General features: G+C 60.1%; 8 protein-coding genes. All 8 read right to left on the bottom strand.

Going from position 1 to position 12,902, the window contains the following annotated elements:
* Positions 1–17: 17 nt before the first annotated feature.
* Complete coding sequence (locus JFT87_RS17665) at positions 18–1,637, bottom strand: ABC transporter ATP-binding protein (RefSeq protein WP_201203230.1); 1,620 nt, start codon at positions 1,635–1,637, stop codon at positions 18–20.
* Between the two features lies 1 nt (position 1,638).
* Positions 1,639–2,661, bottom strand: a complete 1,023-nt coding sequence (locus tag JFT87_RS17660) for an ABC transporter permease (protein WP_201203229.1) — start codon at positions 2,659–2,661, stop codon at positions 1,639–1,641.
* Positions 2,661–3,722, bottom strand: a complete 1,062-nt coding sequence (locus tag JFT87_RS17655; RefSeq protein ID WP_201203228.1) for a microcin C ABC transporter permease YejB — start codon at positions 3,720–3,722, stop codon at positions 2,661–2,663. The genes JFT87_RS17660 and JFT87_RS17655 overlap by 1 nt, the downstream gene beginning before the upstream one ends.
* Positions 3,709–5,559 carry an extracellular solute-binding protein gene (locus JFT87_RS17650; protein ID WP_201203227.1) on the bottom strand — a complete coding sequence of 617 codons (1,851 nt, stop codon included), beginning with the start codon at positions 5,557–5,559 and terminating at the stop codon, positions 3,709–3,711. Before JFT87_RS17650 ends, JFT87_RS17655 begins: the two co-directional genes overlap by 14 nt.
* 232 nt (positions 5,560–5,791) lie before the next feature.
* Positions 5,792–8,446, bottom strand: a complete 2,655-nt coding sequence (locus JFT87_RS17645) for a TonB-dependent receptor (protein ID WP_201203225.1) — start codon at positions 8,444–8,446, stop codon at positions 5,792–5,794.
* A 132-nt stretch (positions 8,447–8,578) separates the two neighbouring features.
* Entirely contained in the window at positions 8,579–9,067 is a 489-nt protein-coding gene (locus JFT87_RS17640) for an RES family NAD+ phosphorylase (protein ID WP_201203223.1), read from the bottom strand.
* Entirely contained in the window at positions 9,064–9,540 is a 477-nt protein-coding gene (locus tag JFT87_RS17635; protein ID WP_201205251.1) for an MbcA/ParS/Xre antitoxin family protein, read from the bottom strand. The genes JFT87_RS17640 and JFT87_RS17635 overlap by 4 nt, the downstream gene beginning before the upstream one ends.
* 270 nt (positions 9,541–9,810) lie before the next feature.
* Positions 9,811–12,732 (bottom strand): TonB-dependent receptor, encoded by a 2,922-nt coding sequence (locus JFT87_RS17630; protein ID WP_201203221.1) that lies wholly within the window; start codon positions 12,730–12,732, stop codon positions 9,811–9,813.
* Positions 12,733–12,902: the final 170 nt, after the last annotated feature.

Here is a 12,902-nt window from a genome sequence, read left to right as displayed (position 1 = left end):
CGCGAAATGTACCGGATCTAGACCAGGGATAAAAGTCTGTCCTTGGCTGTCAGGGGCAAATCCGGCGCAGCGAACGAGGCTGCCAACAACTCCCGCGTATACGGATGCCTCGCCGAGTCGAACAGCTCGGCCGTGGCGCCGCGCTCCAGCACTTCACCCTCCTTCATCACGATCAAGTCATGGGCCAGCGCCCGTACTACCGCCAGATCGTGGCTGATGAACAGATAGGTCAAACCATGCTCCTCCTGAAGCCTGCGCAACAACGCGACGATTTGCTTCTGCACCGTGCGATCCAGCGCTGAAGTCGGTTCATCCAGCAAGATCAGATCAGGCTTGAGCACCAGTGCGCGGGCGATGGCGATGCGTTGTCGCTGACCACCGGAAAACTCATGGGGATAGCGGTGTCGGGTCGCCGGATCGAGGCCGACTTCCCTCAACACATCAATCACCGCTTGCTCGCGCTGCCCGGCGTTCAGGTCGCTGTGAACCTGCAAGCCTTCAGCAATGATCTGCTCCACGCTCAGGCGCGGGCTCAGGCTGCCGAACGGGTCCTGAAACACCACCTGCAGGCGCTTGCGCAAGGGGCGCAGCGCTTTGCCGTTCAACGACTCCAGCGCCTGACCCTGAAAGCGAATGCTGCCCTGGGCATCGATCAACCGCAGAATCGCCTGGCCCAACGTCGACTTGCCGGAACCCGACTCACCGACAATGCCCAAGGTCTTGCCCCGTTGCAGGTTCAAATCGATACCGTTCACAGCCTTGAGATACGCCTTGGGCCGCAACCAGCCGCCACTCAGCGGGAACCAGACTTTCAGGTCACTGACCGCAAGCAACGTTTCAGCATCGTCGCGACACAACGCTGTGCCGCCGGGTTCGGCATTCAGCAATTCGACGCTGTATGGATGCTGAGGTGCGCTGAACAATTGCTCGCAAGACGCCTGCTCGACAATCTCCCCGCCACGCATCACCGCCACCCGTTGCGCAATGCTGCGCACCAGATTCAAGTCGTGGCTGATGATCAGTAGCGCCATGCCCAAACGCTGTTGCAGGTCTTTGAGCAGCAGCAAAATCTTGCGCTGCACCGTGACATCCAGCGCGGTGGTCGGCTCGTCGGCGATCAGCAGCTCGGGTTCGCAGGCCAGCGCCATGGCAATCATCACCCGTTGCCGCTGACCACCAGAGAGTTGGTGAGGATAAGCCTTCAGACGATTCGAAGCCTGCTGAATGCCCACCAGTTCCAGCAATTCCAGAATGCGCTTGCGCGCTACAGCACCGGCCAAACCTTTGTGCAACGCCAAGGTTTCACCCAATTGCCGTTCGATGGTGTGCAGCGGATTCAGCGAACTCATCGGCTCCTGAAAAATCATCGCGATACGGTTACCGCGCAGTTGCCGCAGACGCTTGGAAGAAGCGCCCAGCAATTCTTCGCCGCCGTAGCGAATGCTGCCTTCGATGCGGGTCGTCGAAGGCTCAAGCAATTGCAGAATGCTGTGAGCGGTCACCGATTTGCCGGAACCCGACTCGCCCACCAACGCCAGGCATTCACCGGGTCGAATATCCAGATCAATCCCGTGCACAACTTCACAGCCGTTAAACGCCACCCGCAGGTTGCGCAACTCCATCAGGTTATCGTTCATCTCAAGTCCTAGGATCAAACGCATCACGGCAGGCCTCGCCGATAAACACCAGCAACGACAGAATCAGTGCCAAGGCGAAAAACGCCGTCAAACCCAGCCACGGCGCTTGCAGATTGTTTTTGCCCTGGCCGATCAATTCACCGAGCGATGCACTGCCGGCCGGCATACCGAAACCGAGAAAATCCAGCGCTGACAAAGTCGCAATGGCGCCGGTCAGAATGAACGGCAGGTACGTCAGGGTCGCGCTCATGGCATTGGGTAAAATGTGCCGCCACATCACTTGAGCATCGCCGACGCCCAACGCCCGCGCGGCTTTCACATACTCCAGCCCGCGACTGCGCAGGAATTCGGCGCGCACCACGTCCACCAGGCTCAGCCAGGAAAACAGCGCCATGATCCCCAGCAGCCACCAGAAATTCGGCTCGACGAAACCCGACAAAATAATCAGCAGATACAACACCGGCAGCCCCGACCAAACCTCCAACAACCGCTGACCGAGCAAATCGATCCAGCCACCGTAATAGCCTTGCAATGCCCCGGCGGCGATACCGATCAGCGCACTGGCGGCGGTCAATGCAAGGGCGAACAACAGTGAGATCCGCGTGCCGAAAATCACCCGCGCCAATACGTCCCGAGCCTGATCGTCGGTGCCCAGCCAGTTCTCAAACGACGGCGGGCTCGGCGCCGGTTCGGTCAAGTCGTAATTGACCGTATCGAACCCGAACGGAATCGGCGCAAACAACAACCAGCCGCCCTGCCCCTCGATCAACTCCTTTGTTTGCAGGCTGCGATAGTCCGGCTGAAATGGCAGCTCGCCGCCAAAATCCTGCTCGGTGTAGCGCTTGAACGCCGGGAAGTAACACTCGCCCTGATACGAGACTAGCAGCGGCTTGTCATTGGCCACCAATTCACCGCCCAGGCTCAGACCGAACAGCGCCAGAAACAGCCACAACGACCACCAACCGCGCCGATGCGCCTTGAACCGTGCCCAGCGCCGCTGGCCTATGGGAGACAACGTCAGCATCAGGCAGCCCTCGCGGTGAAATCGATGCGCGGGTCGACCAGCGTGTAGCAGAGGTCGCCCAACAGTTTTATCAGCAGCCCAAACAGGGTGAAGATGAACAGCGAGCCGAACACCACCGGGTAGTCCCGGGCGACGGCGGCTTCGTAGCTCATGCGGCCAAGACCATCGAGGGAGAAGATCACTTCGATCAGCAACGAGCCGCCGAAGAACACTGTCACCAGTGCCTGGGGCAAACCGGCGACCACCAACAGCATCGCGTTACGAAACACATGACCGTACAGCACCTGGTTTTCGCTCAAGCCTTTGGCCCGCGCCGTCACCACGTACAGCCGGGAGATCTCGTTGAGAAAGCTGTTTTTGGTCAGGATCGTCAACGTCGCAAACCCGCCGATCACCAATGCGCTGACTGGCAGCACCAGGTGCCAGAAGTAGTCCGCGACCTTGCCCCAGGCCGAGAGCTCGGCGAAGTTTTCCGAGACCAAACCGCGCACCGGAAACCAGTCCAGCACCGTGCCGCCGCCGAACACCACGATCAGCAACAACGCGAACAGAAACCCCGGCATCGCGTAACCGATGATGATCGCTGCGCTGCTCCAGACATCGAACGCCGAGCCGTGGTGCACCGCTTTGCGAATCCCCAGCGGGATCGACACCAGATAGGTGATCAGCGTCGCCCACAAGCCGAGCGACAGGGTCACCGGGAGCTTTTGCAGGATCAGATCAATCACTGATGCGCCACGGAAAAAACTCGAGCCGAAATCCAACCGCGCGTAGCTTTTGAGCATCAGCCACAGGCGTTCACCGGCGGGTTTATCGAAGCCGTACTGACGCTCGATATCCGCCACCAGTTTCGGGTCCAGGCCTCGGGTGGCGCGGGATTCACCGCCGATGGACTCGACATGGCTGGCGCCCACGCCGCCAACCCCGATGCCCTGCAAGCGCGCAATGGCTTGCTCCACCGGCCCACCCGGCGCGGCCTGCACGATGACGAAGTTGACCAGCAGAATGCACAACAAGGTCGGCACGATCAGCAGCAAACGCCGCAGGCTATAACCCCACATGGGAATACTCCCGGGTGCGTTGTTGCATCTGGGTTTGGGTCAACGCCGAAGGGCTGATTTCCCACCAGGTTTCCAGGCCGGCGTCGTACAACGGCGCAATCGCCGGACGGCCGAAACGGTTCCACCACACCGTGGAAATCCCCGGCGGGTAATAGTTGGGAATCCAGTAGTAACCCCACTGCAACACTCGATCCAGCGCTCGGGCGTGGCGCAACATACTGGCGCGGCTATCGGCCTGGACCAGTCCGGTGAGCAAGCCGTCCACCGCCGGATCGCGCAGGACCATATAGTTATTCGAGCCGGGATCGTCAGCACCCTCGGCGCCGAAGTAGTTGAACAACTCCCGCCCCGGCGCCTGGCTCACCGGGTAGCCGGCGACGATCATGTCGTAGTCGCGGCTGCGCACCCGGTTGGTGTATTGCGCGGTGTCGACCTGGCGGATATCGAAGCCAATGCCGATCTGCGCCAGGTTGCGTTTGAACGGCAGCAACAGCCGTTCGAAGCCTTTCTGACCGTTGAGAAAGGTGAAGTGCAGCGGCTCGCCGTTGGCGTTGACCAGTTGATCGCCCTCAGGCTTCCATCCCGCCTCTTCCAGCAGCTTCAGCGCCTGCAACTGCTGGCCGCGAATGATGCCGCTGCCGTCGGTGTGCGGCGCCTGGAACACCTCGCTGAAGACTTGATCGGGGATCTTGCCGCGCCACGGTTCGAGGATTTTCAGTTCTTCGGCATCCGGCAATGCGCTGGCTGCCAGCGCGCTGTGGGAGAAGTAGCTACGCTGACGCAAATACAGGCTGCGCATCATCTGGCGGTTGCTCCATTCGAAGTCCCACAGCATGGCGATGGCCTGACGCACACGGCGATCCTGAAACACTGGTTTTTGCAGGTTGAACACAAACCCTTGGGCGCCCTGAGCCGCGCCGGGGGCCAGGTGTTCGCGGATCAAACGTCCTTGATCCAGCGCACTCCCGGCGTAGCCGATGGTGAAACTGGTCGCCGAGAACTCGCGGTTGTAATCGAAGCCACCGGCCTTGAGCACTTGGCGCGAGACGTCGGTGTCGGCGAAGAACTCGACCCTCAAGGCATCGAAGTTATAGAGGCCGCGCGTCACCGGCAGGTCGTTGCCCCACCAGTTCTTGACCCGCTCGAAATTGACGCTGCGCCCGGCGTCCACCGCGCTGACCCGATACGGGCCGCTGCCCAGCGGTGCTTCGAAACCGCCGCCGTCAGCGAAGTTGCGCGTGCGCCACCAGTGTTCCGGCAGCACTGGCAATGTCGCCAGATCCAGCGGCAAGGTGCGGCTCTCGCTGTTTTTGAAGACGAAACGCACTTGGGTCGGCGACTCGACAATGACTTCTGCGACATCGGCGAATTGCTGGCGATATTTGAGGCTGCCCTGGGTGGTGAACAGCTCGAAGGTGTAACGCACGTCTTCGGCGGTGATCGGGCTGCCGTCGTCGAAACGGGCTGCCGGGTTCAAGTAGAACCGGAGCCAGGTTCGGTCGGGGGCCAGTTCCATTTGTTGGGCGACCAGGCCGTAGACACTGTAGGGCTCGTCTTTGCTGCGATAAGCCAGCGGCGCATACAGCCAGCCGTCAACGTCGGCAACACCGGTGCCTTTGTCGGTATAGGGAATCAGGTGATCGAACGGGCCGCTTTCCAGCGAAGAACGCCGCAGGCTGCCGCCCTTGGGTGCGTTGGGGTTGGCGTAGGCCAGATGCTGGAAATCGGCGGCGTACTTGGGGGCTTCGCCATAGACGGTGAGTGCCGGTTGCGGCGCGGCCCATGTCGTTGGGCTCAGTAACAGGCAAAGGCCCAGAAGGTGATGTCTGCAAAGCATTTGGCAGATCCTTTTTACACGGTGCGGCTAATGGCCTCTTCGCTGGCAGGCCCCATCAATACCCTGTGGGAACCAGCCTGCTGGCGATGACTACCAGACAATCAGCACATTTCCTGCCGGCCGGTGATGCGCAACAGGCCGGCGATACCCTGTAGGAGCTGCCGCAGGCTGCGATCTTTGGTTTTTGGAAGATCAAAAGATCGCAGCCTGCGGCAGCTCCTACAGGGTTTGTTTAGAATTTGTAGGCAACCCGCGTGTACAGCGTTCGCCCAAACGGATCGCCATATTTCGGGTCGTAGCCGCTCTGGAACGTGTAGGTCTGGTTGCTGAATGGCGGCTCGCGGTCGAACAGGTTTTTCGCGCCGAGGGTCACGCTCAGGGTCTTGCGCCAGGTGTAGGTACCGGCCAGATCCCAGACGTTGTACGAGCCGACGTAATCGTGGGTGTCACGGTCGGAATCGTGATAACCGCTGGTATAGCGGTTGGTCAGCGCCACACCGTACGGGCCGTAGTTCCAGCTGCCGGTCAGGCTGTGACGCCACCGGGCCACGGCACCGGCCGAGGAAAAGTCGCCGCCACGGAAGTCGCCGAGCTTGTCGATGTAATCGCCCTTGAGCTGCTGCTGGAATTCGTAACGGCTGACATAAGTGCCTTGCAGGCCGATGCCGAAATCGCCAATCGAGGTGCTCGGCAAGCGATAGTCGAAGCTCACGTCGACGCCGTTAGTCTTGATCTTGCCGAGGTTGGCCAGGCCGGTAACGATGTGATCGATGGAGCCATCAGGCTTGCGAATCAGACGCTCGGGGTACAGCTCGGGGTTTTCGAACACTGCCGATTCGGGGAATTCAGCGATCTGGTTGGCGATGTTGATCCACCAGAAATCCAGCCCGGTGGTCAGGCGATCAAACGGCTGATAGACGAAACCAACGGTCACGTTGCGCGCGGTTTCCGGGCTCAGGTCGGTGTTGCCACCCGTGGTGCGGTTGAACTGCTGTGCGCAGTCGCGGTTGGCGATCCCGCCGTTGCTGGGGTTGCCGCCGGCACACAGGCGAGGGTCGTTGTAGTTGGCGACGGTGTACGAGGTGAAGGTCGGGTTGTAGAGCTCATACAACGACGGCGCGCGGAAGCCTTCGCTGTAGGCGCCGCGCAGCACCAGTTCCTTGAACGGCTGGAAGCGGAACGAATATTTCGGGTTGGTGGTGCTGCCAAAGTCGCTGTACTTGTCGTGACGCACGGCGGCAGACAGCTCCAGGCTGTCGAGCACTGGAACGTTGACCTCAGCGTACTCGGCCGAGACGCTGCGATCCCCGGCCACGCTGCCATTGGGGTCAACGCCGAGGCTCTGGATATCGCCGGCAAACTGGGCGAAATCCTGATGAAAATCTTCCTTGCGATACTCGCCGCCCAAGGCCAGGGCTGAAGAACCGGAGCCGAACCAGTCGCCGATCTCGCGGCTGATGCGCCCGTCAATCGCCTTCACCCGGCCCACTGCTGTGCCGTAATCACCGTCCACCGCGTTGGCCGCCAGCAAGGCATCGCCCGCCGCTGTCTGCGGGCCGAACGGGTTGATCACGCCAGTGGCAATGCCTTGGCTAATCGGCCGGTCGTTCACGTAGCCGTCGAGGATGGAGTTGACCACTTTGTTCTGGTTGTACGAGGCGCCGACGTTGTAGTCCCAACCCACCAGATTGCCGTCGAAACTCAGCAACAAGCGTTGGCTGGTGTTGTCGTCTTCATGCTGACGCGCGCCGACGGCCGTTTCACGCCAGTTCACGTCGACTGGCTGCGTCGGGTCAAGGGCGAAGCCGCTTGGCCCCGGTGTGATGCCGTTGCCCGGATAAAACGTGGTGCCCGGATTCACCTGATTGCCCATCAAGGTGCCAGGGCCGATTTGCGTGCGGTTTTCGTTGCGCGCCCAGAAATATTCGAGGCTGACGTTGTGGTCGTCCGAGAGCTTGCCGGTGGCTTTGGCGAAGGCCGAGGTCTTCTCGGTTTCCGGCACCAGATCGAGGTAATTCCACAGGCTCTGACGGCAGATGCCGTTGCGCGACAACAGCCCGGGCGCGTTGCAACCGGAACCGGCCAGCGGGTTGGTCGCGTTGCTGCCCTGGCTCCAGTTGGCGGGCGACGCGGTGCCGGAGGTGTAATCGAGCCCGCGTCCAGGCTGGTAGTTGTAGGTATAGGCGCGGTCATCGGCAGCCAGTCGTTGCTGTTTGTCATAACTGACCACGCCAAACACATTGAAGCGGTCGTCCTGCAAATCGCCGATCCCCCAACTGCCGCTGAAGTTGTGACTGTCACCGCCGCCGGCATGGGTCGGGCTATCGTAGCCGGTGGTGAGCTGGCCGGTGGTCAGGCTTTTCTTGGTGATGAAGTTGATCACCCCGCCGATAGCGTCGGTGCCGTACAGCGCCGACGCGCCATCGCGCAACACCTCGACTCGGTCGATGGCGGCGAATGGAATGGTGTTCAGGTCGACGCCGGAGCCGTTGATCGAGCTGGTGGCGTTGTTGCTCAGCCGTCGACCGTTGAGCAGCACCAGGGTTTTGTTCGGGCCGATGCCGCGCAAGTCGGCATAGGACGCACCGCCGCTGCTGGAACCTACCGAACGTCCCGAGCCTACCGACGATTGGTTGGCGGAGATGCGGTTGATCAGTTCTTCGGTGCTGGTCACGCCCTGCTCACGCAGTTGTTCGACCCGCAGGATGGTGATCGGCACTGCGGTTTCGGCATCGACCCGGCGGATTGCGCTGCCGGTGACTTCGACGCGTTGCAGTTGGGTGGTGGGTTCGGTTGCCGTGCTGTCAGCGGCCATGGCCGGCAGCGTGTTGATAGCCAGCAGCAAGGCCAGGCTCAATGGTGATTTGACCGGTGAAAACTGAATCATGAACAGCCATCCCTGCGTTTTGGTTTATGCAGGGATGTGCGATGGCGCAGGGGGATTTATAGGGCGCGGTTTAGACCGTTGGGTGATGAGGTTATGCAAAAAATGCAAGCGCGTGCATCAGACCAACGCCGCCTATCGCAGCAGCCGGGTATCCAGGCCAAACCGTTCCTGAGAGATCATCTGGAACTGCCCTTCTGCCAGCTCGCAGCTCACCAGTAGGTTCCACGAATGCCGAGTTGCCACCGAGGGGATCAGCACAAACGGATGCTCGGCCAGTAAATCGTCGGCAAACCGCTGTTGATTGGGCGACGGCCACGTGGGACTCAACCAATAAGGATTCGGCACCTCTTCGGGCTGAACGACTTTGACCTGTGCATCGCTGATGACCTCAAAGCACGTCAGTACATAAGGTTCTGTGTCCAGTACAGCAAAACTGCGATTGGCTGCCACCTCCAGAATGGCAGAGGACGGGTCGACCGATGCATAAACGACTCGTCGGCCGGGTGTGTTCCATCGGCCTCCCTTCAGCTTTGAACCCATCCCGCTGTCCCACTTGGATCCGTAGACCTCCCGGTCCAGCCGCCACGCATACCAATGCCCGTCCCAAGGCAAAGGATTCATGGGTAACCTCCGTACATGATCTGACACAAGTATTGCTCGACCATCTGGAAACCCAGTGGATGTCGGGTCAATTCCAACGGCACGTGGCCGTTAAGGTAAGGGGTGGGCTTCTGCATCCATACCTCCGCCTGTAACAGCCCTCCGAACGCCCGAGTGGCCATCTCCAACACCACCGCATATTGGTAGGCGACGACACTCTGCTGTGCGTCAAGCCGTACCGGTTTGCTTTCCTGCATGAGCCGGCGCACGGTTCTTACCGACTTGCCGGTTATGCGTCTGACCATGTCTTCGCGCAGGTACAGCTCGCAAGTTGAAAGCATGTTGACGACATCGCTTAGCTCAAAGCCCTCGTCGGTCAGGCGGATGATCAGCAAGGCATCGTCACCGATGTTCTGGCCGTTCACGAGCAGGTCGACAGGTTTGCCCTCAACCTTCTTCAGCCCCGTCAGCCGGGGCGCTTTGAGTGTGGGCATCGCGACATCCTCCGTGGGGCATCTGGCGCGATCGTCGATCCAGAATTTGCGCAGGGAATAAGCAGGCTTTTCATGCTCAAGGTGTGGGGTTCGCATCTTTCATCCTTTTTCTGGGCTCCGAGCGTCCAAGCTGCTCAGCGACTTCAATGTCATGACTGATCCTATAGACCGCGCTTCCGACGACCAACCTGAAATAGTCGTCGGAAATATCCCCCACATTGCACAAACCGCTCCCGTTTCCGTAGGACGTCAACGACGTACTTTCACCTTTTAACTGCCGAAGTGATAACTCACATCCAGCCACCACTGCCGTCCATAGGGGTCATAGTTGCCGGTCGGGTAATACGGCCAGCCTGCCGAATCGTCTTGTTTGATCTGGTTCAGCACGTTGTTCACCGTCAACCCGACACTGGCCCGGTCATTGAGTTTGTAGCGCGCACTGGCATTGAACACCGTCCACGGCGATAAGCGCCCATCCCCCGCGCCATTGGTGACGCTGCCATAACGAATGCCCATCAACGTCGCCGTCGCTTTCTGATATTCCCAGGTCAGGCTGGCGTTGACCTTGCTGCGCCAGTCGAAGTTGCTCCGTGAAGTCCGCAGGTCTTGGGTCGGCGCATCGTCGGATTCCTTATAGAAGTGCGACAGCACCAGCGTGTAACCCAACGCCGAACTGAAGGCACCGTACTGCCCCGCGCCCCAGCGAATGTTGCTCTTGAAGTCCAACCCACTGACTCGCTCGCTGGCGGCGTTGATCGCGTTTACGTTCACCTTGTTCAACTGGTTCGGATCAATCGCCGCGTTCGCCGGGTTGCGGTCAATCCGCGCCAACGTCGCCTGGCAACTGGCGGAGTTGATGTCCTGAGTGCCATTTCGGCAGGCGTTTTCATCTTGCAGTAAGCGGTTTTCATCGACCGTGGTCAGCAGATCATCGATCTCCACCCGCCAAAAATCAGTGGAGAAATCGAAGTTGCGTGACGGCGACCAGACAAAACCATAGGTCCACGACTTGCCTTGTTCCGACTTGAGATCAGGCGTGCCGCTTTGGGTGTAATCGACCCGGCCCCGATCACAAGCGCCCTCCACGCCTTTACTGCAACCGTAGTAGTCGATCTGCGCCGGGTAGTAGCCGTTGCTGTCGGACTGATAGATGTAGTTGAGGTCCGGCGCACGGAAACTGGTGCCATAGCTGCCGCGCACTAACAGGCTGGTGAGCGGGCGCCATTCCAGGCCGAGGTTGTAGGTCTTTTGCTGCTCGGTGCGGCCGCTGAACTTGTATTGATCCCAGCGTCCGGCCGCCGTGGCCAGCACGCTGTCCGTCACCGGAATGCTGAACTCGCCGCCCGCCGCATAACGTCTGCGCGAGCCGCCGGAACTCTGGGATGGCGTAACGCCGTAGAACGTACCGTCGTTGAGCGCGTCATCCGTATCGACGTGATATTCCTGTTTGCCAGCCTCCAGAATCCCGGCGAAGCCCACCGGCCCGGCAGGCAAGTCAAACAACTCGCCATTGATCGAGGCGTTGTAGCTCTGGGACACCGACTTGCTGCTCTGGGTCAGATTGCCGCGAAACTGGTCCCACTCTTGTGGCGTCAGTGGCCGGTCGAGGCGCGAGGCGTCGGGGGCGAACACCGGGTAACCGCCCTGCTCGCCCAGTTGCGGCCCTAGGTAGAAATCGCGAATCGTCGACAGCGGCGTGTACCGGGTGGTGCGCACACTGCGGTATTCCGAGCGGTTGGCCGCCAGTTCGTAGCTCCAGTTGCTGTTGGCGATTTTGTCCGAGAGGCCGAGGGTGCCGGTCCACGAGGTGTCGCGCCATTTGCTGTTGTTGCTGGTGCGCCCGCCGATTTCCTCTTCGCCGAAACGCCGGTACCAGCGTTCGAGGTTGCCGCTGTTCTGGTTGATGAAATCCGGCGAGGTGAAGGTCGGGCCACGGGTGTTGTTCTGGATGTGGTCGAGGCCGTACATCAAGTCGGCGAACACCTGGCCGTTGTCGTTGAAATGCCAGGTGCCACGGGTGTAGCCGTCGTAGTTTTCCTTTTGCGTCTGGATGGTCCAGTAATCGTTGTAGACCTGATCGGTACGGCAACGGCCGCCGCTGTTGGTTAGTTTGTTGTCGAACACCCCTTGGTAAGCGCCGCAACCCGGCCCGAGGTATTTACCGCCGCTCAAGTCGCGGCGATAACCAACGTCGGCCAACGGACTGCTCTGCATAAAGCCGCGATCTTCGGCCCAGATCGGGTCGCGATTGGTCAGTTCCAGGCCAAACAAACCGTCGAAATCCCCCCAACTGCCACCGCCGCTGAGTTGCAGGCGTTGATTGTCACCACCGCCGCGCTCAGTGGTGCCGCCCTTGAGGTTGACGTCGATGCCGTTCATTTGCTTCTTGAGGATGATGTTGACCACCCCGGCAATCGCATCGGAACCGTAGATCGCCGAGGCGCCGCTGCTGAGGATTTCGATACGCTCGATGATTGCCGAAGGAATGTTCGCCAGGTTGGTGAAGTTGACCTTGCCGTCATACGGCGTCGGGTAATCGGCGACGCGCCGGCCGTTGATCAACACCAACGTATGATTGGGCCCGAGGCCTCTTAAATTCAGCGCACTGGCAGCCGGTTGCCAGGTGTTGCCGTAGTCTTCGCCCTGGGTCATGCCGGTGTTTTGCGTCTGGGTGGCCAAGGCGTCGTAGACGTTTTTGTAGCCTCGGGCTTCCATTTCTTCGTGGGTGATCACGTTGACCGGCGTGGCGCCGTCGGACTGCGCGCGGGCGATGCGCGAACCGGTGACGGTAACCTTTTCCATGCGGTAATCGGCATTGCTGGCCGGCGCAACCGCTGTGACTTTCGCTGACACAGGCGAGACCTTGTCGGCTGCGCGAACACTCAAACCTTGTTCGCTGTGATCGACTTCCAGGCCGCTGCCCTGCAAGGCCTTTTCCACCGCTTGCTGGCTGCCCAATGTGCCGCGAATCGCCGCGCTACGCTTGCCTTGCACCAGGTTCTGACTGAAGGAAATCGGTACGCCGGTCTGCCGCGAGATGTCCAGCAACACTTCATCCAGTGGCCCGTTGGCGATGTCGAAAGTGAACACGGCAGCGGCAGGCTCTTGCGCAAAAACCGGCAATGGGCTGAAGCCCATCGTCAATGCGGCGGCCAGCGTCAGGCGCGGTAATTGTTGTTTGAGTGAGAACATCGAAGGGCTTCCCTGTTGAAGACGTATGCAGGGAATGAGCAGTGGCGTGTCGATTTTTATAGGGAAGCGGATAGGCCAAGAAGTCATATCCCTATAACCGGAATTCCTCCCGGTAGGAGCTGCCGCAGGCTGCGATCTCTTAATGTTGTTTTTTAAAATCAAAGGATCGC

This window comes from Pseudomonas sp. TH15 (genome assembly GCF_016651105.1).
Lineage (GTDB): Bacteria > Pseudomonadota > Gammaproteobacteria > Pseudomonadales > Pseudomonadaceae > Aquipseudomonas.
The sequence above is the reverse complement of the archived record's forward strand: the minus strand, read 5'-3'. Positions and strand labels throughout refer to the sequence as shown.

What these genes read in the sequence shown, in the direction of transcription:
- JFT87_RS17655 (WP_201203228.1), bottom strand. Translation starts at nt 3,722, where the DNA reads ATGTGGGGTTATAGCCTGCGGCGTTTGCTGCTGATCGTGCCGACCTTG.
- JFT87_RS17650 (WP_201203227.1), bottom strand. Translation starts at nt 5,559, where the DNA reads ATGCTTTGCAGACATCACCTTCTGGGCCTTTGCCTGTTACTGAGCCCA.
- JFT87_RS17635 (WP_201205251.1), bottom strand. Translation starts at nt 9,540, where the DNA reads ATGCCCACACTCAAAGCGCCCCGGCTGACGGGGCTGAAGAAGGTTGAG.
- JFT87_RS17630 (WP_201203221.1), bottom strand. Translation starts at nt 12,732, where the DNA reads ATGTTCTCACTCAAACAACAATTACCGCGCCTGACGCTGGCCGCCGCA.
- JFT87_RS17640 (WP_201203223.1), bottom strand. Translation starts at nt 9,067, where the DNA reads ATGAATCCTTTGCCTTGGGACGGGCATTGGTATGCGTGGCGGCTGGAC.
- JFT87_RS17645 (WP_201203225.1), bottom strand. Translation starts at nt 8,446, where the DNA reads ATGATTCAGTTTTCACCGGTCAAATCACCATTGAGCCTGGCCTTGCTG.
- JFT87_RS17665 (WP_201203230.1), bottom strand. Translation starts at nt 1,637, where the DNA reads ATGAACGATAACCTGATGGAGTTGCGCAACCTGCGGGTGGCGTTTAAC.
- JFT87_RS17660 (WP_201203229.1), bottom strand. Translation starts at nt 2,661, where the DNA reads ATGCTGACGTTGTCTCCCATAGGCCAGCGGCGCTGGGCACGGTTCAAG.